This window comes from Chryseobacterium sp. IHB B 17019 (genome assembly GCF_001456155.1).
In the GTDB taxonomy this organism is placed as follows: Bacteria; Bacteroidota; Bacteroidia; order Flavobacteriales; family Weeksellaceae; genus Chryseobacterium.
Genome location: NZ_CP013293.1, coordinates 2,766,805 through 2,792,161 on the forward strand (window position 1 = coordinate 2,766,805; position 25,357 = coordinate 2,792,161).

The following is a 25,357-nucleotide window of genomic DNA, read 5'->3' on the forward strand; positions in this document are numbered from 1 at the left end:
TTTTCAAAAGGGATTTTTTTTACATTCTGTTTACTGTTTTTATTCCTAAAAGATGTAAACATTTTTTTATTGTTTTTGCAGTAAGGTCTGATAAATTCAAACGTGCCTGCTTTAAATTTTCATCCTCAAGCTTTAAAATATTATTGCTCTGATAAAAAGAATTATAAGATTTCACCAAATCATAGACGTAGTTGGCGATCAAAGCCGGACTTAATAATTCCGCAGATCTTGCAACGATCTCTTTATAATTTGACAACAGCATAATCAGCTCTTTTTCATGTTGATTGAACTCGATTTCGGCAACTGCTTTATATTGGTAACTTGCTTTATTTAATAAAGATTGAACTCTGGCATAAGTGTAAAGAATAAAGGGTCCTGTATTACCATTGAAATCAATACTTTCGGCCGGATTGAATAACATTTTCTTCTTAGGATCAACTTTCAGCATAAAATATTTCAATGCAGCCTGGCCAATTATTTCGTATGAAATATGTTTTTCTTCGTCTGAAAGACCTTCAAGCTTACCAAGTTCCTGAGTTTTAGCTTTTGCCGCTTCGTACATTTCCTGCATCAAATCATCAGCATCCACCACAGTTCCTTCACGGGATTTCATTTTTCCGTTTGGAAGCTCCACCATTCCGTAAGATAAGTGGTATAATTGATCTGCCCATGAATACCCGAGCTTTCCTAAAATTTTAAATAAAACCTGGAAGTGATAATCCTGTTCGTTTCCAACGGTATAAATTAACTTTTGAATATTATTTTGTTTAAAACGTTCTACCGCGGTTCCCAAATCCTGGGTCATATACACCGAAGTACCGTCTGAACGTAATAATAATTTCTGATCCAAACCTTCATCCGTCAAATCACACCAAACAGAACCGTCTTCTTTTTGATATAAAACTCCTTTATTCAAGCCTTCCTGAATAAGGTCTTTACCTAAAATATAGGTATTGCTTTCATATTGAACCTGATCAAAATCTACTCCCAATCTGCTATATGTTTCGTTGAACCCTTTGTAAACCCAAGCATTCATTTCGTTCCAAAGACTTCTTACTTTTTCATCTCCATTTTCCCAATCCAAAAGCATTTTTTGAGCTTCTTTCATCAAAGGAGCTTCTTTTTTTGCCTGCTCTTCTTCGATTCCCTGTGAAACAAGTTCAGCAATTTCTTTTTTGTATTCCTGATCGAATTTTACGTAATAGTTTCCTACGAATTTATCACCTTTTGTTTCCAGGACATCCGGAGTTTCCCCCTTTCCATATTTTTCCCAAGCCAGCATAGACTTACAAATATGAATTCCTCTATCATTAATAATCTGAGTTTTAATAACATCATATCCGTCTTCCTTAAGAATCTGTGCAACAGAAAATCCTAATAAATTATTTCTGATATGACCTAAATGGAGTGGCTTATTGGTATTTGGGGAAGAATATTCTACCATTACCGTAGAATCTTTCTTTTCAATTGTATCGAAATCATTCATTACAGATGAAAAATTATCTATAAAAAAATGATTTTTAATTTTTACATTAAGGAACCCTTTTACAACATTGAAGCTTTCTAATAAATCTGTTTGCTCCGTCAAGGCTTCTCCCAGCTCAACACCAATACTTTCCGGATTTTTTTTCAACTGTTTCACCAATAGAAAGGTTACGATGGTAAAATCTCCTTCGAATTCAGTTTTATTCTCCTGAATTTCCAGATTAATTCCTTTCAACTGATAGACATTTAAGATAATTTCTGAAAGTTTTTCTTCTATTATATTTTTAATATTCATGTGCTCTATTAATTTTTAAAGGCTAAAGAAAGTAGCCTCAATTTCAAATCAAATTTTAAAATACAAATATACGGAAATAAAAAAACCGCCCGAAGGCGGTAAATATGAATGTTAACTAATGTGTTCTAGTTTTTATTAATTTACGTCCCAGAATACTTTTGTTGTCAGTTTGTCACCACCAATAGCAGATGACGCCTGACCCCAATTTGCTCCGTTAACTGTTTGCTCATTAATAGGATAAGTCAATCTTGTAGGGACTTTACCTGCCGCAGCAGCCACAGCATTAGGAGCTGTCAATGCTGGATAGTCAAGTCTTCGGAAGAAATTCCAAGATTCAAATCCTCTGTTGAACATGGCAATCCAAGCTTGTTGCCCAATGCTTTGTTTCCAATTGGCAGGAGAGAATGCAACACTAGGATTTGCTAAATAAGTTGTAATATCTGCAGGCGCTACACCCCATTGCTCCAATGATCTTTTGATAGCGTCTTCATAGTATTGCTGTGCCGTACCTCCAACGTTATAACCTCTTGCAGATGCTTCTGCTAAATAGAAATTAACTTCTGAAGCATCAAATAATAGTCCTGGTTTATTTGGAGCCAATAAGCTATTACCAATATGTGAATTATCAGCATAGTTATTAGTCAATCCTACTGTACCTCCTACATAACTCCCATTAACTGTGGTGAAATAAAATGGTCTTCTTGGATCATTCAAGCTATTCATCACATCTACAATACCCTCTTCTGCAACAAAATCATTTCTGTTACTGGCAATTACTTCCGCATATAATCTGTTGAAATTCGGGGATGTTGCATCATATTTAAATAATGAGTTTTGCGAATTGGTAAGCATTACCCCTCCGGCAAATGCAGACTCAACGGTTTGTTTTGCTAAAGTAGGATTAACATCAGCAAGGTTGATACCTATTTTAAGTTTTAAACTATTTGCAACAATGATCCAGTCTGCAACATTACCATTATAAATATTATCTCCTGTGGCAAAACTACCATATGCGGGATCTAATGTTGCTACGGCAGAATTTAATCTGTTAATTAAATCAGAATAAATAGTTTTTGCATCATCATATTTCGGAAGAACAAATGTTTCAGGTTTTGCAGCCTCAGAATATGGAACATTTCCAAAACTATCGACTAAAACTTGATAAGTATAAACTTCCAGTAAATTAATAATTGCTAATTTATTAGCTTGTTGTTTATCCCATGTAGCCTGTGGAATTTGAGGAGGCTTTACTTCTGATGGAATTATTTTCTTTGCCTGATTTAAGCTTCCCAGCACATCAGTATACAATGCAAGCCACATATTATCAGGCACTTTTCTTGTACCTGTAAAGTTGAAACGTGCATCATTTCTATATATTGTTGTAGCCAAGTAATGCTGGAAGAACCTGAATACGTTCAAGTTAACACTTGGCGTTTCCATTTGATCCATTAGCTCTTTTTGAGCATTTGTCAAAAGTGGCTCTGCAGGAACTTCATATGGCTGGCTTCGATTATTATTAAAATCATCATCTCCGTTGACACAACTCAACATAGCTAATGAACTTATTGTAAGTATTGATAATATCTTTTTCATTTTAATTCTGATTTAGAAATCTAATTTAACATTGAATGAGTAAATACGTGTAGTTGGCATAACTCCTGACTGGAATCCCTGAATGTTTCCGGAAGATGTACCTGCTTCAGGATCTGCATCCGGAAGGTTTTTATGAATAATCCATAAGTTTTGGCCAAGCAAACTGAAAGTAGCTCCTTTAATAAAGGTATTTCTCAACAAGTCAGCTGGTAAACTATAGGAAATTTTTGCTTCACGTAATTTCACATATGATGCATCATAAATAAATGCTTCCTGAGGCAAGCCTGCATCTGTTCCATAGGCTCCTCCTGCAAAAGATGCATCAACTCTAACATCATTTGGAGTACCGTCCTCTTTAACACCTGGTAAAATTATACCTCCTCCGTTTGCAAGTGAGTTTCTGATAGGATTTCCTAAATCATTTAACCCAGCTGTGTATTCATACATACCAGTAAAACTTCCGTAAGATTGGTCAAGTGAATATACACTACCGCCTTTTTTCACATCAATCAAGAAACCTAGAGAGAAATTTTTATATTTGAAAGTATTATAAACACCTCCTATCCAGTCTGGCTGAATATTTCCTAAAACTTTATCTGACACTGTCAAATAATGTCCGTCTTCATCTACAACTTTATTTCCGTTTGCATCATAAACAAACCCAGTTCCCCTGAATGTTCCGTAAGCTTCCCCTACAGTAGCATTAAGAGTAGTTTCCTGGAAGCTTGCTAATTGTAAATTATCTCTTCCTTGTCTTAAAGCAATAACCATATTTCTGTTCTTAGCCCAGTTTAAGTTGATATCCCATTGGAAGTCTTTACTTTTTAATGGTACTAATCCTAAAGCTACTTCAATACCTTTATTTTCAGTTTCCCCTGCATTAATTAAAGAGAAACTATATGTTGAAGATGGTGATTGTGGAACACTGAATAATAAATCTTGAGTATTTGTTTTATATAATGAAACATCTAAAGAGACTCTTCTCTTGAACATTGATGCTTCCAAACCAACTTCCCAGCTTTTTTGTCTTTCTGGCTTTAAAGCCTCAAAATCTACATATGTAGTGTTAATATCTGCCATAGGAAGCCCACTTACAGTTCCTCTATTAGCAAAGAATCCAGGTCTTCCGAAAGCCATATCGTTCCCCACTTCTGCATAGCTCAATCTTACTTTTCCAAAACTTAACCAATTAGTTTTAATAAACTCAGAGAAAATAAAACTTGAACCTAAGGAGAAATAGGTGTAATTTCTATTCGCTTTAGGTAAAGCAGAAGATGTATCATTACGGATGGTACCTTCTAAGAATAAAAATTTATCATAATCAAATGATGCCTGGGCATAAATACCTGCCTTTTGACCTTTAATATCAGTTTCTATCGGTGGAAAGTATGCTCTTGAATTTCCAATAGTATATAACCCTGGAATGATCAATCCTCCTGTGGTAGAGTTTTCCATACTTCTTTGGTGCTGATCCATGAATTGTCCTCCCGCAACAAATAAAGCATTCATTTTGTCAGAAATATTCCATGTATATCGCCCGATTAAATCATAAGTCTGTCTCATGATAGTATCATCAAACACCCAGTATCCAGAAGTTTCATCAGCTTGTGACAATCCGAACTCTTCAGCATGGCTACCTACTGCCTTTCTGATTTCCTGCTTACTATTTGTATAGTCAATGGTCGCTCTTCCTAAGATGTTGAATTTGCTGGTAACATCATAAGATAATTCTGCACCTGCTATTAACCTGGTTTTATCATCGGAAGAAAAATTCTCATATCTGTCCCAATATGGGTTATTCCAGAAAGCAGGAGACAAGTCTCCACCCAGAGCATTATTCATATTCCAGGTATAGTTTTGTCTTGTTCTAAAATAAGTATCTCTTAGCTGTAAGATGTCAACATTTAATGGATACCATTGTCTGAAACCAGTTAAAATATTATCTCCATACCCCACGGAGTTTCTTCCGATTGTAGTTTGATCATTGAATGTTAAAAATGTACGAGCTGTAAAATTATCTGCAAACTTTCTGCTGTAGCTACCGCTTAACATATTTTTATTCAATCTACTGTTAGGCATTATACCTGTCTCATAGTTATTGGTAACCGTTAAGTTATAGGTATTTAGCTCATCTCCTCCATTTAAATTAAAACTATTAACAAATGAAAGTGATTTTTGGAAAAATTTGGTTGGGTTATTTTTAGGAGCTACCCACGGAGTTGCTTTACCATAATTTGGATCACCCGGTACAAATGCATCCCATTGATAAACCAACAAGTTAGGGTTAAAAGCAGGACCATAAGAAGCATCGTCTGCCGTTGAAGAAATAATATCATCGATACCATCTCCATTTACATCTCCGGTTAAAAAACTATCTTCTCCGCCATATCCTCCTCCGTATAGATTCTGATATTTAGGGAAGGTTTTTTTATCCATTTCTCCTACTGAAACAGTAGAACTTAATGAAAGCCCGAGAGTTTTACTTTTCTTACCTTTTTTAGTTGTAATAATTACCGCTCCATTTGCCGCCATACTTCCGTATAATGCAGTAGCTGCAGCACCTTTAAGTACGTTTATTGACTCAATGTTGTTCGGGTCAATATCTGCTGTAGCGTTACCAAAGTCAAATCCGTCACGACCTCTCGAGGCGTCACCCGAGTTTAGGTTTCCACTTATAATTGGTACACCATCAAGTACTATTAATGCCTGGTTGTCACCGGTAATACTCTTTGTTCCTCTTAAAACAATATTACTGGATCCACCGAAGTTCCCGTTATTCTTAATTTCCATACCGGCAACTTTACCCGAAAGGTTATTAACAAAGTTATTTGTAGGAACTGAGTTTATTTTTTCGGCATCTAAAGTTTGTGATGAATAACCTAGAGATTTTTTTTCTCTCTTAATACCTAGTGCTGTTACTACAACACCTTCAATATCTTGTGTTTTGATGGTATCCTTTGTCTGTTGTGCATTAGCAACAGCTAGGGATGAGGATAGTACCAAGGTAAGTACACCCGCTGTTAATTTCTTCATATCAAATTAAATTTTGCTTAACACAAAGTTGTAAAACTTTCTTAAAATGACAAAAGAAAAAGTGATAAATTTAACAATTATTCAAAAAAGTAAGTTAAAAGATATAGATTATTTAATTTAATTTGTTAAAAATACAAGTTTTAACAAATTAAATTAACCTAACTAAACTTAATTTTAAATTAAATCAAATTTTTAACAATTGATATTATCTATACTAATAATGTAAAGAACTAATACTAATTTCATTACTATCAATTGAAAATCAAATATTTAAACAGGAATTATTTTATAAACATCTATTTTACCCGCTATGTATAACATAGTTAATTTTTTCAGTCAAATAAAAAAACCGCCCTATTAAGGCGGTTTTACTTATATAAATTGTTTTGTTCTCAATTAGTTTTGATTCCAGAAAGGAGTGAATTGATTTTTCACAAATACCTGTGCACTTGAAATGTTTGGAACATTGGCTGAATTTGCCACATACTCAGAGTTTGGATATACCAATCTGTAAGGCTTATTAGGAAATTGAGCAATGGTAGCCATTGGAGTGAATGGATAACCTGTTCTGTTATACTCAATGAACATTTCAGTTGGATTAATGTTAGTCAATGCAATCCATTTTTGAGTCATAATTGCCTCAAGTTTTTGATTATCAGTTCCTGTCCAGCCTAATCCTGGTCTTGTAGCAATACCATTGATATAGTTTGTCCAAGCGGCATTAGTTGTGTTTGTACCCAGCCATGTTGCATTAGCAAGAATAGCAGCATCAAATTTAGTTGCTGGAGAAAAACTAAAGATTGAAGGCCATCTAAGCGCTGCTTCAGCTTGAAGTAAATTACTTTCAGCTTTAGAGAAAAGAACACCACCTCTTAAGTTATTCTGAGCAATTACATCTAACCAGGTAGCAATAGCAGCCCCACCTGAAAAATTACCAGTACCTAATTTTGAAGTATTAACATTATTTACCGGTACTCCTGGCTGACCAGGTACATTTCCTTGTCTTACACCTTTTAATCCAGTAAAATTGTTACCATTTGAATCTACCGAATTTACTGCTGTAAATAGTCTTGTTCTCCTAGGATCTTTAAGACCTGTAAATTTGCTATAGTTACCATCATTTAAGATAACATTTCCTTCAAGCGAATTAGCCATATGCTCAGAAACAACTACTACAGCATAGTTTGACACTTGTTGTCCTGAAGCATTTCTAGCCCAGTTTAAAATGAATGGATTCATCTTATCATCACTACCTGACGAATACCCCGGGTTGACTGTTACCTCTTCATCTATAAATGTTGCACCTGATAAAGTTTGTAATTTTGCGTCTCTATATGTCGCTAAATCACCTGTTACTTTAGACATTCTAAGTAACATTCTAAGTTTAATGGTATTAGAAAGGGCTTTCCATTTATCCATATCTCCACCAAAAACAATATCAGAAACAGGTTCTAAAACATGTATATCCGGCGATGTATTAGCTGCATTAATTAAAGCATTAGCTTCTTCCAATTTAGATATTAAATTTTTATAAATATCTGCATCATTATCATATTTAGGTGTAGTATTCTGCTGTCCCATGAAAGCCTCGCTATAAGGAGCATCTCCATATAAGTCAACGATATACTGCATATAATATGCCTTCATAATCTTAGCAATAGCAATATAGTAATCTTGCTCATGATTGTTATTGGTAAATTTCTCCATTTGGTCGAAATTGGCAACCCTTGGATATAAGCCTTCCCAAATTCCTCTATAGAAAGTATTATCTACACTGGATAAACTAAATTCTCTAGAATAAGGTCCCGCAATTGTATATGAATTTCCTGCCCAACTGTTCATCATAAGATTACCAAACTGCATCATAGTTCCCGCCTGTGTTCTGTAAGCACTAGTGATAGCACCAGGAAGTATAAGTTCAGGAGTAATATTTTCTGCCTGTATTGCATTCGGATTATCATTTACATCCAAAAATTCATTACTACAAGAGGTAGCACTAAAGCTTAAAGCGGCAGCTAGAATTGTTACTAAAAATTTATTATTTTTCATTTTGTTAATTAAAAAGTTACATTAAGGTTAAAACCAAAAGTTCTCATACTAGGATATTGTCCTGTAACAGCAACACCTCCTGCATTACCATTAGTATTTGCTGTTTCAGGATCATTAAAGTTTCTGTTATCTTTAGCATAAATGAAGAATGGATTTCTTGCATACACACCTATTGCTAATGAATTTACAAAAGTGTTTCTTAGGATTGATTTCGGTAAATCATAAGTCAAAGCAATTTCTCTCACTTTTAATGCAGTACCATCTACAACAAACTCTTCACCCACAGATGAATAAGCCGCAGTTGTGAAATAATTCATTACTCCAAAATAACTTGGATCATTACCTACCGGCGTAGTATTAGGAACATATTGTCCATTTACTAATTGTACCGAATTAGGAATTACATATCCTTGAGATCTGTCAAAATCAGCTGTTTTCTCAGATGCTCCGGTAGATCCTAAACTTGCTTTTGCTATGGACACAAAACTGTTCCCTGTTCTATAATCTGCAGTTGCGCTTAGAGTAAGTCCTTTAAATTTAAATGAAGTACTAAATCCTAAAATATAATCAGGATTTACTTTTCCAAGAACTTCAAAGGTTGTCGTAGCCAAAGGATTACCATTTGCATTTACAATAATATTTCCATTTGGATCTCTTTGATATTTTGTTCCTTTAATAACAGGGAAGTTTTCACCTTTTACAGCAAATATACCAACATTGGTAGCAGGAGAGCTATATAAAGCTACTTCGTCAGCACCCTCTGCCAAAGATAAAATTTCCGTATCATAAGTTGAATAAGATCCTCTTAGTTTCCATTCAAAATCCTTAGTTTTAATAGGTGTTAATCCTAAATCTAATTCATACCCCTGGTTTCTACTGTTTCCAATATTATCCTGGAAATTAGTTATCCCAGAAGCAGAAGAAGTAGAAATTGTTGTGATAAAGTTTTTATTATCATTTCTAAATATTGAAGCATCTAAAGTAATTCTGTCTTTAAGGAAACCTAATTGTAATGAAGCTTCTTTTGAGTAATAGAATTCCGGCTCAATGTCTTGTGCATATACAGTAGTTGTAGGCAAATAAGATGAAAGTGATCCAAACGGATATCCTACAGGAAACGCACCGACTCTGTCTAATCCGTATAGATTAATCGTAGAACTGTTTCCTACTCTACTGTAATTCAAGCTTACTTTTGCATAATTTAGTATATCTCCTTTAATGCTTGCAAATGCTTTTGTTGGAATAAATGAAGCTCCGAAAGAATAATATGGATACCCCTTGTTGCTAAATGGCAACTGAACACCTTGTATAGTTACCGGGTTCACACTTGTAAGTGAACTTTTCTCATATCTAAAGGTTCCGTTAAAATATAAAAAGTCTTTATACCCTAAATCTAAATTGGCAAACCATGCAAAAGATCTTTGTCTTGTATTATTGTTATTAAGACTATAAAATTGATCAGGTTGTAATACATTATTGATATGATACCATCCTGGAATTTTAAGATTCTCACCACCAACCTGCACAGTGGAAGAAGATGCATCCTGAATGTTATGACCTACGTTAAACCTAAAGCTTAAGTCATCCGTTAAGTTATAATCAAAGTTTGCCATTAAATCTCCATAGTACCTGAAGCTAGTACCTACAGTTTTATAATAGTTCGATACAATCGGGTCAAGACCATAATCTGTTGGATGTGTACCATCAATCGGTGTATCGGTATCTTTATATTCTCTATCAAAAGCAAAAGCATTCACATGACTTTCTTCTACGGTAGATCCGGAAACTATAGTTCCTGCATAAGTAAATGAAATATGATCATTTAGCTTATATTCCAAATTAATTAATCCCGTAAATGTTCTGTCTTTAACATCTGTTCTATCGTTATCAATAGTCCAGTAAGGGTTAACAGTATAAATACTATAACTGGCATCCGGAAGAGAATGTCTGAATTGTCTTACATCAACGTTCGTAGGAGTTTGAAGTAACTGACCATACAAACTAGAATTAGTAGTTGATGTTCTTCTGTCTAAATAATTTACGTTTCCATCAATTCTAAACTTACCTAATTGCTTTCCGGCTTTTAAGATAAAGTTATTTCTTTTCAAATAATCCTTATCAACTACAAAGTCATTTTCTGCTCTGTTTACAGATAAGAAAACGTAAGAATCAGATCCACCTGCTGTTACAGATAATCCATTTTGAATTAAAACTCCAGTTTTAAAGAAATTTGACATTCCATCTTTCTTATAATCAAAAGTCTCTTTCAACCAAGTATTGTCTGCCTGCGGCATACCTACTAATAATGATTGTCCACCTAAAACAGATGAATAAGCAGGGCCCCAGTTTGTATTTTCATACGGAGTCCAGTTTGCACCACCGTAATCAGTAGTATCAAAAGTATCACCAGGATAACCCTGTCCATAAAGTTTTTGTCTGATTGGCAGTTTAAAAACACTTGAAAAGTCAATTGAACTTGTAAGATTAAACTGTAATTTTTCTGATTTTGTTCCTCTTTTTGTTGTAACTACAATAACACCATTACTTCCTCTTTCACCATATAAAGCAGCACCTTGCATACCTTTGATAATATTCATATTATCAATAATTTCCGGTGGTATGTTTTGTAAAATATCTAATGAAGATATTACTCCATCAATAACAACCAATGCCTGGTTATTTCCTGAGATAGATCTTGGTCCTCTTAATACAACTCTTGTTGATGAGTTTACAGAATTATTTGTTGTATTAATCTGCAAACCGGAAACTTTACCCGTTAAGGCTTGAACTGCGTTAGGGTTATTAGCTTGAGTAATTTCAGCATTATTTACTACTTGGTTGGTAGAAGTTACAGCATCTTGTCTTTTCTTTAAACCTAAAGCTCCTGTAACAACCACCTCACGAATATCAGTAGTTTTCAAGCTGTCATTAGGTGTTTGCTGTGCGCTTAACATCACGAATGAGGATGTTAAAACTACAGCTAAAACACTTGTAGTTAATTTCTTCATATTTAAATTGATTATTTTAGTGCAAATATGTAAAACTTTACCAAAGCAGCCAAATGTTTTGTTAAAAATATTTAAATTTGCATGGTTTTTGGTAAGTAACAGTAATATAATTATGGATTTAATAAAAAAATGGTCGGTTTTTTACGTTGAAGCAGGGTGTGATGAGGTCGGAAGAGGCTGTTTAAGTGGTCCCGTGGTAGCAGCTGCTGTAATTTTGGATGAAAATTTTAACCAAAACCTTGTTAATGACTCAAAAAAATTAACTTTCAAGACAAGAATGGATCTTGATAGCTATATAAAAGATAACGTTAAAGATTATGCCATTGCCGAATTGCCCGCGGAGTTTATAGACCAGCATAATATCCTTAATGCAAGTATCCATGCCATGCATCGGGCTCTTGATAAATTAACATTGCGCCCTGAACTTATTTTGGTAGACGGAAACAGGTTCCATCCTTATAATTATATACCTCATCAGTGCATAATTCAGGGAGATGCAAAGGTTTTATCAATTGCTGCTGCTTCTATTTTAGCAAAAAATTACAGAGATAAATTAATGATTAATCTTCATGATGAACATCCGGAATACGGCTGGGATACCAATTTCGGGTACGCTACTAAAAAGCATCAGGATGCACTTATAAAATTTGGGCCTACAAAATACCACAGACAGTCTTTCAGGCTGAAATACGATTAAATATATTCCTATAAATTTTATATTTTAACGAAAATTAAGAAATAAAAAAAGAGAAGCATATTTTACTTCTCTTTTTTTTATTTTCATTTGGAATTATTTCTTTTTCCTTTGTTGTTCCTGCGTTTTTTGTTGCTCCTGAGCTTTCTCCATCATTTCTCGCATTCTTTTCTGGAATTTACCTTCCGCTTTCGGTTTTTCTTTGTTGGCCTGAATTTGAGCGTGGATTTTCTTTTCATCCAGAATTAAATATTTAATGACTAGGATAATTAAAATGTTAATCGCATTCGATACAAAATAATACCACGAAAGACCAGATGCTGAGGTATTTAAGAAGAATAAGAATGTAATCGGGAAGATGTACATTAACACTTTCATATTCGGCATACCTTCCTGTTGTGGCTGCTGCATGTTTCCGGAAGTCATGATTGTATAAATTAAGATAACAACTGTACATGCAATAGCAAAAACACTCAAGTGATCTCCTAAGAAAGGAATTTTAAATGGTAATTTAATCAAATCATCATAAGCCGTCAAATCTTTTGCAAACCAGAAACCTTGTCCTCTCAAATCAATAAAGTTCGGAAAGAAACGGAATAGCGCATAGAAAATCGGGATCTGAACCAATGCCGGCAAACATCCCGCCATCTGATTTACTCCGGCCTTTCGGTAGATTTCCATGGTAGCCTGTTGCTTTTTCATTGGATCTGCATCCTTGAATTTTGCATTGGCCTCATCAATTTCGGGACGGATTACTCTCATCATTGCACTCAGTTTATGCTGCTTGTACATAATTGGCGACAAGATCAACTTAACAAGAATTGTCAGCAAGAAAATTACCCAACCGGCTGTTAATCCCCATGATGCTATAAAATTATAGATCGGAATAAAGAATCCTCTGTTCATCCATCCGATGAAAGACCATCCTAATGGTAAAATTTCGTCGAAGTTTTTATCGTAAGATTTTAATAATGGTAAATCCAGTGGCATAAAGTACCAGGTAAAATCCTGATTAAGCTCGCTGCCTGTCATTTGAACAAAACCTTCATAATTAAGTTTCTTCAAATATTCTCCTTCCTCAACAGTTTCCTGATTTCCTTTACTGTTGGTGAATCCAGTTTTAGCTTCAATTACTGAAGTGAAGAACTGCTGTTTTACGCCGATCCAGTTAAGGGTTTCTTTTTCCTCCTCCATTGTTGTTCTTCCGTCATAATCATAGTCTTTATAATTATTGAAAGCATAAGAGAATTCTGAGTGAGACTGTTCTTGAGCTCTACCTTTTTCAAGGTTTCTTACATTATAATCCCAGATAAAATCTGCTTTGTTATCAGAAGTGATTTTAGCAAGCCCCTGAGTTCTTACTTTAAAATCTAATGTATATTTTGGAAGTAAAGTATAAATGAACTGGATAACCGCTCCATTGTAATTAGCCGTCATCGTCACAGCATTTCCATTAACTGTAGGGGAAAAAACCAAATCTTTGGTATTGATTACTTTCCCTGTTTTGTCTTTGAACTGGAATCCGTAGTTGGAATTATTTTTAGTGATCAGGTAAAGCGGAAGATCTGCCTTATCTGTTTTATGATCATATGCTTTGTATTCTGCAAGTTCTACTTTCGAAACCTGCCCTCCTAAGCTTGCAAATTCAATTTTCAATTCTTTATTAGCAAGATTTGCCGTCTGAATGGCATTAGGAGTTACATTGGGATTGATATTGCTTGCCTGAGTTTGTTTTACAGTACTTTTTACCTGTTCGGTTTTTTGCTGCTGAGCTTTTACTTCTTCCTCTTTCGATTGCTTGTTTTGGAAATAAAACATGAAACCAAAGAGAACCAAACATAAAACCGCAAAACTTATCATTTGGCTTTTATCGAGTCCGTTGTTCTGTTGCATTTTATCTTTATTAAAATTTTTAACTTTATCTGCACGTACATCTGTACGTATTTCGAGTCGACAAAAATACTGTTTTTTTATCAAAACTCTACCTTATAATATATTACTATATAATAAACTCAAGCTGATAATAATCAACCTGAGTTTATTTATGACGTTTGTAATTAAAAAATTACCTTATTTCTTTTCACAAGCCTTAATAAAAGCTCTGAATAACGGATGCGGTGTCGCTACCGTGCTCTTATATTCCGGGTGATACTGAACTCCCACGTAGAACGGGTGATCCGGCAATTCCAATGCTTCTACCAATCCTGTTTCCGGGTTTGTACCTGTTGCAAGGAAACCGTTTTTCTCAAATTGGGATAAATAATCACTGTTGAATTCATATCTGTGACGGTGTCTTTCAGAAATATTTTTGCTTCCGTAGATCTCAGATAATTTGGAACCGTTTTTCACAGCACATTTCCAAGCCCCAAGACGCATAGTTCCGCCTTTATCTACAACATTTTTCTGTTCCTCCATAATTGAAATCACAGGATCCGGTGTGGAAGTATCAAATTCCATTGAATTGGCTTTTGTGTGCCCAAGTACATTTCTCGCAAACTCGATCGTCATAATTTGCATTCCTAAACAAATTCCCAACATCGGAACTTTATTTTCCCTTGCATACTGTGCTGTAAGCACTTTACCTTCAATTCCTCTATCGCCAAAACCTGGAGCAATAAGGATTCCATCAACACCATTTAAAGTATCTTTAATATTTTCAGCAGTAATATCACCACTGTATACCCATCTTACTTTTACTTCAGTTTCAAGACTTGCCCCCGCATGTTTGAAAGCTTCAGCAATAGAAATATAAGAATCCTGCAGAGAAATATATTTTCCTACTAAAGCAATTTCTACAGATTTTTTAGGGTTTTTGAATTTTTTAAGGAAAGTTTTCCAGTCTTTAAGATCAGCTTCTTTATCATTTTTAAGATCTAATTCTTTAAGAACTACATCATCAAAATTTTGCTTCTGAAGATACATCGGAACTTCATAGATTGTTTCCAGATCTTTACATTCAATTACATTATCTAAAGAAACATTACAGAATTGGGCCAATTTTGCTCTCTGATCTTTTGGAATCGTGTGTTCCGTTCTGCATACTAAAACATCCGCCATAATTCCGCTTTCCATCAACTGACGAACGGAATGCTGGGAAGGTTTTGTTTTTAATTCTCCACTTGAAGCCAGATACGGCAATAAAGTAAGGTGAATTACCATAGAATTTTTCTCCCCCAATTCCCACTTCAACTGGCGAACAGTTTCGATGTAAGGCAAAGATTCAATATCTCCTACAGTTCCTCCGATCTCAGTAATGATAATATCGTAGTTCTGCTTAGATAAAATTTTAATTCTACGTTTGATTTCGTTCGTAATATGAGGAATTACCTGCACTGTTTTTCCAAGGAAGTCTCCTTTTCTTTCTTTTTCGATTACAGTCTGGTAAATTTTTCCTGTGGTAACGTTGTTGTTTTGGGAAGTTGGAGCATCCAAATAACGCTCATAGTGACCTAAATCCAGATCCGTTTCCGCACCATCTTCGGTTACATAGCATTCTCCGTGTTCATAAGGATTCAGTGTTCCTGGGTCGATATTGATATAAGGATCTAGTTTTTGGATCGTTACATTAAAGCCGCGTGATTTTAGTAGAAGTCCCAGAGAAGCAGAAACGATTCCTTTCCCCAAAGATGAAGTTACACCTCCTGTCACAAAGATGTACTTTGTATTCTTTTTACTCATTAGATTAGGTTTGTGCAAAGTTAGGGGAAAAAGAAATACAAAGCAATTTCATTTTATAATTTTAGATTTTAGATTATGAATTTTAGATTTTAAACAAACTAAGCGACTGTTACACACACTTAGTTGCTGAGGTTCTTGAAGTCACCATCATTAAAAAAGGTTCCCAATATACATTGAAAACCTTTTCCTAAACCAAATTATATATGAAAACTATTGCTTAATTAACTCAAAATATAAGTTAACGTCAACGTCTTTAGCCACACCTGCTCCCGTAGGATCGTATTTAATATTGTAATCTAAACGGTTTACTTTAAATGTTGTCTGGAAACCCATCACCTCTTTTCCCTGCTGGTTTTTTGCAATACCCCCGAAAGTTACAGGAACACTGATTTCTTTTGTTACATCTTTGATGGTCAGCTTTCCTTTTAATGTATAAGAATTATTTTTATCCTTTGTAATAGAAGATGTCTCGAAAGTCATATTTGGAAACTTTTCCGCATCGAAGAAATCTGCGCTTTTCAGATGTTTATCTCTCATTTCAACGCCTGTATTGATAGAGCTTACGTCTACCGTTGCAGATATTTCCGCACCATCGAGATTATTTCCTTTAGTGGTAGCTTTTCCGTCGAATTTATCAAATCTTCCCTGCACAAAGCTGATTCCCATATGCTTGATATTGAAATTTACGGAAGAATGCATTGGATCTACTTTCCAGGCTGTCTGAGCAAAAGCAACAACACTTAAAAAAGCGAATACAAAAGTTAAAAATACCTTTTTCATTGTATATATTTTTTAGATTAATCTTATGACAAATGTAAGCCAGTTGTTATAACGTGACATTGATGTATGTTATTTTTTTCAGTTATTTAAAATTTTTTGATGCTAAGTTTTTTCATAATTTTACAGTATGGCAAAATTAAGAACAGCATATTTCTGTCAAAACTGCGGAACCCAATATTCCCAATGGATGGGACAATGCAAAAACTGTGGAGAATGGAATACTTTGGTGGAAGAAGTTGTAGAAAAAACCTCATCTAAAACTCCGCCTTTTTCAAAATCGAAACAGCATGTCATTAATATTATTGAGGTAGAAACCAGCGAAGAACCAAGAATAAAAACCCCTTCCGAAGAACTCAATCGCGTTTTGGGAGGCGGAATTGTCTTAGGTTCCGTTACATTAATTGGTGGTGAACCCGGAATTGGTAAGTCTACTCTGCTTCTTCAATTGGCTTTGAAGATGAAGAAAAAAATCTTCTACGTTTCAGGCGAGGAAAGTGCTTCCCAGATCAAAATGAGAGCCGACAGATTAACGGATATTCAAAATCCCAACTGTTTTCTTTTTACAGAAACTTCTCTGGAAAAAATTCTTCACGAAGCTAAAAAACTGGAGCCTGATTTTATGATTATCGACTCCATTCAGACATTACAATCTCAATTAATAGAAAGCTCTCCCGGAACAGTTTCCCAGATCAGAGAATGCTCCAACGAGATCATTAAATACGCCAAAGAAAACAATATTCCCGTTTTTCTAGTTGGCCATATCACCAAAGACGGTCAGATTGCCGGCCCAAAGGTTTTGGAACACATGGTGGACGTTGTTTTGAATTTCGATGGCGACAGAAATCACCTTTTCAGACTGTTGAGAGCCAATAAAAACCGTTTCGGATCAACTTCCGAGATCGGGATTTATGAAATGGTTTCTCAAGGTTTAAAGGAAATTAAAAATCCATCAGAAATTTTAATTACAAAGAAATTCGAGGAACTTTCCGGAAATTCCGTAGCAGTAACTTTGGAAGGAAACCGACCTATGTTACTGGAAATTCAGGCTTTGGTAAGTACAGCTGTTTATGGAACACCTCAGAGAAGTTCAACGGGTTTTGATGCCAAAAGATTAAATATGCTTTTGGCCGTTTTGGAAAAAAGAGCCGGTTTTCAACTGGGTGCAAAAGATGTTTTTTTAAATATCACCGGAGGAATAAAAACTGATGATCCCGCATTGGATCTGGCCGTCGTAGCTTCTATTCTGTCTTCAAACGAAGATATTGCGATTTCCGAACATTATTGTTTTGCAGGAGAAATTGGCTTGAGCGGAGAAATCCGTCCGGTCGCACAAGCCGAACAACGAATTATCGAAGCTGAAAAATTGGGTTACGAGAAAATTTTTATATCTAATTTAAACAAACTTTCAAAGAAAAAATTCGCGATAAAAATTGAAGAAGTGAGTAAAATAGAGGACTTCCATAATAAGTTACTATAGGGTGAAATATTTTATTGGTTTTTAAGAAATTTTTGTAAATTTATTTACCCAAATCATTAAAAATCAATAAGTCATGAAAACAAAATTTATCACAAGCCTTTTGGTATTTTGTTCCTGTGTGCTGTTTGCACAAAACAAAATCTTTAAAAATTCTATTAGTGAGAATAATTTGAAAAGTAATCAGAGAATCAGCACTGATCTGGCAAAAAGCTATGTTTCGACACACTATTTTTCCCAGCCTTCTTTTAACCTTAATTCTGAACTGCAAATAAAAATTCCGGATGATAAGAATATTAAGGCCAAACCTATCCGAATTTACAAATACTCAAACAAAAGTACATCGTATGTTTATTCTATTGATGGTGATCCCACTGCAGAATTAGTTTTTTCAGAATACGACCGCATTGTCACAGGTATGTATGCTTCAGGTAGTGAAAAAAAAGTAATGTTTCATCAAACAAATGGTGATATTTTCGCAGTTTCCGTTGTAAATGAACAAATAATTCCGGATGAGGATGAAAACGATTATATTATGGGCGAAACGGAAGACAAAAATTCCGGAAAAACAAATGCTAATATTTGTTCACCTTCTACAACTATTTGCGATAACAGCAGGGTTGATGTGATGGCAATTTTGACAAACGCGGCAGTAGCAGCCTGGGGCGGCTTGCCACAAAGCACTTCTTTTCTTGCGACTGCTATAACTAATTTTAACAGCAGTCTGCTTAGCTCCGGTGTTACAAATCTTTCAGTTAATTTAGTCTATGCCGGTGAAATTAACTATACAGAATTAAAGGATAATAGCAAAACTGACCTGGATAGGTTCAGAGCAAATGGAGATGGTTTCATGGATGAAATCCACACATTAAGAACAACTTATGGAGCAGATGTCTGTGCCCTGATTATAGGAAATACCGGCTCCTCTGGTTTAGGATATGTAAATACACATCCTACCAATTATTCGAAAAGTTTGGCATTTTCCCTTTCCCGTTATAGTGTAGTAGTTAACAATTATACACTGGCTCACGAAATAGGACATAATATGGGACTAAAACACAATTGGTATGAGGATAAAACAATAGTGCCCTGCAGCCATCATCATGGCTATGTCAACAGGACTGCTATCAACTTGGGAACTTCAAGCTCACCTTCCCAAAGATGGAGAACAATCATGGCCTATAATAGGGAATGTTCCGATATAGGCATTTCATGTACAAGGATCAACCGTTGGGCAAATCCTTCTCTTAATTATAATTCCGAACCAACTGGAACCGCAATAGGGCAAACAAATCCGTGTGATGAAGCTTTTGGCTTTTTACGTTTTGGCTGTGTTGTTTCAGAATTTATGCCCGCAGCTTCCTTACCTGCTTTTGAGGTTCTTTCACAAGGAAAACAGTCTACTGGCACAAGCTTTTAACCGAAATAAATCTATCATTACATAAAATTTCTTTTAAAATAATAATTAAGTCCTCTGAATGTTTTAAATTTATTCAGGGGATTTTTTTATTCCTTATCTCGTAATATGAATTATTTGGCTCATTCTTTTCTCACCTTCAAAGACGGACAGATTGTCGGTCAGTTTTTGGAAGATTTTATTCGCAATAAGGATCGTTTTTCTTTCCCGAAAGATATTCAGGACGGAATTACTTTACATCGGGCCATCGACACTTTTACGGATTCTCATCCTGCCATTCATGAAGCGAAAAAAGTTTTTGCTCCTTTGGTAAGGTTGTATGCAGGTGCTTTTGTGGATGTTTCTATGGATTATTTTGTTGCTAATGACCTTACTTTAAATACTTTGGCAGAATGGAAGGCACATTCTTTACATGTTTATAAAATCCTAAATGACCACGAAAAATATCTTCCGGAAAACTTTAAAAGAATGCTTGTAAGAATGGAAGAAGACGACTGGCTTTATAATTATCGTGAAGACAAAAATATAATGTATAGTATGCGAAATGTTTTGAATAAAGCTAAATATTTGGATAAAGATATTCCTGTTTATGAAGCTTTTTTAGAAAATAAAGAAGTACTTCAACGATGTTACGATAAATTCTTCCCTGATTTAATGGAACATGCAAAAGGAATTAATTCACTTTTACAATTGGAAAAATAAAAAACAGGCTGTTCTTAAAAGCAGCCTGTTTTTTTTTAGATAACCTATTGTGTTATTGCACCGCACAAAACCATATTAAGGTTAACAGGATCTGATCCCGCCCTACCATTATGAGTAATAGTTACTGACGTAACATAAGTATTGACACCTGTGTGAAATGTCCCATTGGTACCAATACTGCTTGTAGAAGCAGTTGTGGAATACCCATAACAACTTTGTCCGGAACCAAAGTTGGTTACGTCTGTAGATCCATTTTTGGCAGATAGTGTAATAAATGAATTTCCTGAAGAATTCGCCTGAGATATCCCATTAATCCTAAAATCAGTATGTTGTATTGGTCTGCTAAATGTGAATGTAATTGAGCTTGCCCCACCTTCTCCTAATCTCCATGAATCAGTAGTCGTAGTAGCTCCACAGGTTTGCACAGCTTGTCCTGCACCGACATTAGAAGTGGAAACCGTAACATAAACTGGAGGACCAGAAAATACCTGATATGTATTAGGAAAATCTGACCTTCCTAAAACACCATTACCATTAAGTCCTGCTGTACAAGCATCAATTACCGGAGATGGTGTAGAACCATCACAATCTCCTACCCATTTTGTGGCATTCCAATATTGCATACAATGAATATCCAAATTATAAATCATCAATCCTTCAGGTTTTGGATTAATAGCGTCACGCTGTGCAGTAGTAAGTCTTGTAGGAAGAAAACCTTTTGTTGTGCTCGATAATTCTAATAATGCACTCGGATTGGGTGCTGGAGCTCCTATCCCAACATTTCCCTGTGCATTCACTCTCATTCGTTCATTATAAGTTCCACCCACAGAATTCCCTATAAAAAATTCTTCCTGTCTGCCATTTATAGCTGTATTTCCTGTGCGTACTGTTCCTATTCCCCAATTGGCACCTCCAGATGTAGGGCCGTTATTTGTAAATCCTAAAAGAGAATAATTTCCTGTTGCCAAAGGAGATGTATTTCTCAAAGCTAAGGCTACATATTGATTGGTTCCTGCCGGTACATCTATTAAATTGAATCTGTTCGCGGTTGCAGCAGTTGCAACAATATGCATTTTTACTTCCGGTGTAATTGTTCCTACTCCTAATTTCCCGGCAGTGGTTACAACTACATCATTACTTTCCTGCGTTGCATTGGGATTTCCAGAAGCAGGATTGTCTTTCGCCCCATCCACATGTAAGGTTGCTAAAGGATTTGACGTTTTTATCCCAACCTGAGCAAACGATAGTGTACTAAGTAATAATAATAAGACCAATAATCTGTTTTTTTTCATAAATGATGTTTTTTAAATTTTAAGAGTAAATAATTTTTCTTAGTGTAGTTAGAATCAGAAATTAATACCCTAAACTAGAGAATTTTATTGCTCACGGAAGAAAAAACACCATACCATCCATATACTACTTGTGTGTAAATAGCACAGTAACAATATATAAAACAAAAAAAACAAAGATCAGAATTGCTGAAACAGGTAGCGGTTAGGATAAGCAAGCTTTTCACTTTTCCTTTTCCCATCCACTATTATGTGTACAATATTAATCTGGTCATCAAAAAGATTATACAAAAAACTAACAGCAGCTTCCACTTTCTTTGGGGTTTCCACAGCTTCTGATTCCAGGTAAATGTTTACAGATTCCTGGTCTTCTTCATAACCTATAAAATTGACTTTCAGGAATTTATTATTAGTTTTAAGCTTAAAATACTCAGAGCAGTAATTGTTAAGCGCTTCTTTAAGCAAAGCTTTATATTTGGGATCATTAAAATGATAAGGTTTTCCGTATTTTTTACTTAACCCGCTTTCCAGATCATCTAAAAAGAAACGTCCTGTTACTTCAAAAGTTTTCGATTTCTGATTGTAATTAATTTCTACAGAACCCACATGATAAGGATGTTTCGCCTTAGTAAAAGAGAATAAAAAAACAATCGCAAGCAAAAAAATCCACAAATTCTTCATAAAATCTGGTCAGTTAAATTTGTTCCGAAATTAATCATTATTTTCGTAAGCATTTATATTTTACTTATGATGCAGGATTTTCAATTTTATTTAAAGCTTGGCTGGGAACATATCATTTCTCTTGACGCGCTTGATCATCAGCTTTTCGTATTAGCTTTAATAGCTGTTTATTCTTACACCGACTGGAAAAAAATATTAATTCTAGTGACTGCTTTTACCATCGGACATTCCATAACCTTAGCGTTAAGCATTTTAGATATTGTAAGAGTTAATTCTGACTGGGTTGAGTTTTTAATTCCGTTAACCATTGTTTTAACCTCATTAGGAAATATTCTGATGAAAAATAAAAAACAGTCTCTCATGAAAGCCAATTATTACTTAGCCTTAATTTTCGGGCTGATCCATGGGATGGGTTTTGCGAATACAGCAAGGGTAATGATCGCGAAGAGCCAAAGCATTGCCGTTCCGTTGTTAGGCTTTAATATTGGCCTGGAGCTGGGACAAATTGTAATTGTTTTTGCCATTTTAATTTTGCTTTTTATTTTGCTTAACTTATTCAAGGTTAACAAGAAAGACTGGATACTGTTTGTTTCCTCAGGTGTTTTTGCATTATCATTGAAAATGACTTTAGAAAGAATTCCTTTTTAAGCGTGAAACATTTTCAAGTTTTCAACTACTTATTATTATATTTGTTAATTCTTAAAAAAATTCGGTTTATGAAACTAAAAGTTGCCGCACTTTCAGTATTTGCTTATGTCGGGTTAACCGCTCAGAATATTCAGAATAATCCCGGAAGCAACCACGGGAACAAATTCGAACAATTAGGAACCATCCTTCCCACTCCGAACATCTACAGAACTGCTTCGGGAGCGCCTGGCCACGGCTATTGGCAGAACAGGGCTGATTACGATATCACAGCTTATCTGGATGAAGATAAAAGAAACCTGAAGGGATCGGAAACGGTAACTTATTACAACAATTCCCCGGACGAACTGGAATATATCTGGCTTCAACTGGATGAAAATCAGCAGTCAAGTGTAAAAAAAGCTGATTTTGCTTATTCTTCCACCCTTCCGAAAGCAAGCAATGACCAACAGTTAAAAGCTACGGAATTACCTGTAAAAGACAACGGATATGGTGTAAATCTTGAAAAAGTAACCGATGCATCAGGAAATCCTTTAAAATATACGGTAAACAAGACCATGATGCGTATTGATTTACCTAAAGCTTTAAAAAAAGGCGAAAAACTTACATTCAAAATAGACTGGAACTACAATATTCCAAACAGAATGAAAATGGGCGGCCGAGGCGGTTATGAAAACTTTCCTGAAGACGGAAACGACCTTTACACGATGGCACAATGGTATCCGAGAATGTGTGTTTACAGCGATTTTCACGGATGGCAGAACCACCAGTTTACGGGAAGAGGAGAATTTGCCCTTGTTTTTGGGGATTTTAAAGTTTCCATGAATGTTCCTGCAGATCATATTGTGGGCGGAACCGGTGAATGTAAAAATTATGACCAGGTTTTAACATCAGAGCAGCTCGCAAGATATAATAAATCCAAAACTGCAAATGAGCCGGTGGAAATCGTAACATTGGATGAAGCTAAAAAAGCAGAAAAAAATCATTCAAAACAAAGAAAAACATGGGTTTTTGAAGCTAGCAATGTAAGAGATTTTGCCTGGACTTCCTCCAGAAAATTTGTTTGGGACGGAATGGGTGTAACGATTCCTGAAAACAACAATAAAGTAATGGCCATGAGCTTTTATCCAAAAGAAGCTTATGGATTATACAGAAAATATTCTACAAAAGCTGTTGCGCATACTATTAAAACTTATTCAGAGTTTACAATTCCGTATCCTTATCCTGTAGCACAGTCTGTAGAGGCCGCAAATGGGATGGAATATCCGATGATCTGCTTCAATTTCGGAAGAACAGAAAAAGACGGAACCTATTCTGAAGGAACAAAAAATGGAATGCTGGGTGTAATTATCCATGAGGTTGGGCACAACTTTTTCCCGATGATTATTAACTCCGATGAAAGGCAGTGGACGTGGATGGATGAAGGTTTAAATACTTTCGTGGAATATCTTACCGAAGAAAAATGGGACAACAAATTCCCGTCAAAAAGAGGTCCGGCCTGGACGATTGTTGATTACATGAAGCTTCCGAAAGATCAGCTGGAACCCATCATGTCAAACTCTGAAAATATTGTTCAGTTTGGCCCGAATGCGTATGCAAAACCGGCAACAGGGTTGAATATCCTTCGTGAAACAATTATGGGAAGGGAGCTTTTTGACAAAGCTTTTAAAACCTATTCAAAAAGATGGGCTTTCAAGCATCCTGAACCTGCGGATTTCTTCAGAACAATGGAAGATGCGAGCGGTGAGGATCTGGATTGGTTCTGGAGAGGATGGTTCTACGGAACAGATCCTGTAGATATCGCAATTGAGAAAGTAACTGTGGCGGTTCCGGATTTAAATACAGCTCCGAGAGCAGCAAAAGAAGTTAAATATAAAGTTGAAAAACCTGCTGTAAATGAATTTGAAGACATTTCAAAAATCAGAAACAGAGAAGATAAAAACATCACTTTTTATGTAGAAAAAGACAAGGATGCACAGGATTTTTACTACAGATATGACAGAGGTCAGGAAAAAGTTGACACCGAAAAGGAATACGATTTCAAATTTGAAGGTACTGATCCTTTAACTCAAAAGGAAAAAGACAAGTTTAAAAATATGACCGCTTATCAAATTGATTTCACGAACAAAGGTGGTCTGGTAATGCCTATTCTTCTTGAATTTACATTTGAAGACGGCTCAAAACTGACTGATAAATCTTCTGCCCAGATTTGGAGAATGAATGAGCAGAAAGTTTCCAAGACGTATTATTTTGATAAAAAATTAAAGTCAATTCAGTTGGATCCAATGAGAGAAACTGCCGATATTGATACTTCAAACAATCTTTGGAGCAACGACGGCGGAACAGCACAGGTTTCCAAGTTTGATTTGTTTAAGCAAAAAGAAGCCGGAAATGCAAGAGGAGCTTCCAACGGAAAGGTAAATCCGATGCAGGCCGCAGGAAAAAAGTAACAGATAAAATATATTTATTTATATAAAAAGTATTCAGTTTTTGAATACTTTTTTTTTAGATTTGCTCACCATTAAAAAACTTTG

At 35.2% G+C, this 25,357-nt stretch carries 16 protein-coding genes; 6 read left to right on the forward strand and 10 right to left on the reverse strand.

Annotated elements, in window-relative coordinates; all coding sequences use genetic code 11:
* Window positions 1–19 precede the first annotated feature (19 nt).
* The 5 genes from argS to ATE47_RS12800 form a co-directional block, all read right to left on the reverse strand.
* Complete coding sequence (gene argS / locus ATE47_RS12780; protein ID WP_062162334.1) at window positions 20–1,780, reverse strand: arginine--tRNA ligase; 1,761 nt, start codon at window positions 1,778–1,780, stop codon at window positions 20–22.
* Between the two features lie 135 nt (window positions 1,781–1,915).
* The gene (locus ATE47_RS12785) at window positions 1,916–3,373 is read right to left on the reverse strand and encodes a SusD/RagB family nutrient-binding outer membrane lipoprotein (RefSeq protein WP_062162335.1); all 1,458 of its coding nucleotides are present in this window, start codon (window positions 3,371–3,373) and stop codon (window positions 1,916–1,918) included.
* 12 nt (window positions 3,374–3,385) lie between these two features.
* Window positions 3,386–6,406: a SusC/RagA family TonB-linked outer membrane protein gene (locus ATE47_RS12790; protein ID WP_062162336.1), complete on the reverse strand. Its 3,021-nt coding sequence runs from the start codon at window positions 6,404–6,406 to the stop codon at window positions 3,386–3,388.
* A gap of 396 nt (window positions 6,407–6,802) precedes the next feature.
* On the reverse strand, window positions 6,803–8,455 hold the full coding sequence (locus tag ATE47_RS12795) for a SusD/RagB family nutrient-binding outer membrane lipoprotein (protein ID WP_062162337.1): 1,653 nt from the start codon (window positions 8,453–8,455) through the stop codon (window positions 6,803–6,805).
* A gap of 8 nt (window positions 8,456–8,463) precedes the next feature.
* The gene (locus tag ATE47_RS12800; protein ID WP_062162338.1) at window positions 8,464–11,463 is read right to left on the reverse strand and encodes a SusC/RagA family TonB-linked outer membrane protein; all 3,000 of its coding nucleotides are present in this window, start codon (window positions 11,461–11,463) and stop codon (window positions 8,464–8,466) included.
* A gap of 112 nt (window positions 11,464–11,575) precedes the next feature.
* On the opposite strand from ATE47_RS12800, the gene ATE47_RS12805 reads away from it, so the two are divergent.
* Complete coding sequence (locus ATE47_RS12805; RefSeq protein WP_062162339.1) at window positions 11,576–12,160, forward strand: ribonuclease HII; 585 nt, start codon at window positions 11,576–11,578, stop codon at window positions 12,158–12,160.
* Between the two features lie 93 nt (window positions 12,161–12,253).
* On the opposite strand, the gene yidC is transcribed toward ATE47_RS12805, so the two are convergent.
* From yidC to ATE47_RS12820, 3 genes are all read right to left on the reverse strand, one after another.
* Window positions 12,254–14,050, reverse strand: a complete 1,797-nt coding sequence (yidC, locus tag ATE47_RS12810; RefSeq protein WP_062162340.1) for a membrane protein insertase YidC — start codon at window positions 14,048–14,050, stop codon at window positions 12,254–12,256.
* Between the two features lie 177 nt (window positions 14,051–14,227).
* A complete protein-coding gene (locus tag ATE47_RS12815; protein ID WP_062162341.1) occupies window positions 14,228–15,835 on the reverse strand; it encodes a CTP synthase in 1,608 nt (535 codons plus the stop codon).
* A 210-nt stretch (window positions 15,836–16,045) separates the two neighbouring features.
* Window positions 16,046–16,615, reverse strand: a complete 570-nt coding sequence (locus ATE47_RS12820; protein ID WP_062162342.1) for a YceI family protein — start codon at window positions 16,613–16,615, stop codon at window positions 16,046–16,048.
* Window positions 16,616–16,742: 127 nt separating this feature from the next.
* On the opposite strand from ATE47_RS12820, the gene radA reads away from it, so the two are divergent.
* The 3 genes from radA to ATE47_RS12835 all read left to right on the forward strand — a co-directional run bounded on the left by radA (window position 16,743) and on the right by ATE47_RS12835 (window position 20,208).
* Entirely contained in the window at window positions 16,743–18,092 is a 1,350-nt protein-coding gene (gene radA, locus ATE47_RS12825) for a DNA repair protein RadA (RefSeq protein ID WP_062162343.1), read from the forward strand.
* 73 nt (window positions 18,093–18,165) lie between these two features.
* Entirely contained in the window at window positions 18,166–19,509 is a 1,344-nt protein-coding gene (locus tag ATE47_RS12830; RefSeq protein WP_062162344.1) for a M57 family metalloprotease, read from the forward strand.
* A gap of 105 nt (window positions 19,510–19,614) precedes the next feature.
* Window positions 19,615–20,208, forward strand: coding sequence for an acyl carrier protein phosphodiesterase (locus ATE47_RS12835; RefSeq protein ID WP_062162345.1), 594 nt, complete (start codon window positions 19,615–19,617; stop codon window positions 20,206–20,208).
* A 44-nt stretch (window positions 20,209–20,252) separates the two neighbouring features.
* Here the strand turns inward: ATE47_RS12835 and ATE47_RS12840 are convergent, their stop codons facing one another.
* Both ATE47_RS12840 and ATE47_RS12845 read right to left on the reverse strand, forming a co-directional pair.
* Window positions 20,253–21,500: a hypothetical protein gene (locus tag ATE47_RS12840; protein WP_062162346.1), complete on the reverse strand. Its 1,248-nt coding sequence runs from the start codon at window positions 21,498–21,500 to the stop codon at window positions 20,253–20,255.
* Between the two features lie 177 nt (window positions 21,501–21,677).
* Window positions 21,678–22,178 (reverse strand): DUF6702 family protein, encoded by a 501-nt coding sequence (locus tag ATE47_RS12845; RefSeq protein ID WP_062162347.1) that lies wholly within the window; start codon window positions 22,176–22,178, stop codon window positions 21,678–21,680.
* Window positions 22,179–22,247: 69 nt separating this feature from the next.
* On the opposite strand from ATE47_RS12845, the gene ATE47_RS12850 reads away from it, so the two are divergent.
* Together ATE47_RS12850 and ATE47_RS12855 are read left to right on the forward strand one after the other, a co-directional pair.
* A complete protein-coding gene (locus ATE47_RS12850) occupies window positions 22,248–22,826 on the forward strand; it encodes a HupE/UreJ family protein (RefSeq protein ID WP_062162348.1) in 579 nt (192 codons plus the stop codon).
* 68 nt (window positions 22,827–22,894) lie between these two features.
* Window positions 22,895–25,273: a M1 family metallopeptidase gene (locus tag ATE47_RS12855; RefSeq protein ID WP_062162349.1), complete on the forward strand. Its 2,379-nt coding sequence runs from the start codon at window positions 22,895–22,897 to the stop codon at window positions 25,271–25,273.
* Window positions 25,274–25,357 lie beyond the last annotated feature (84 nt).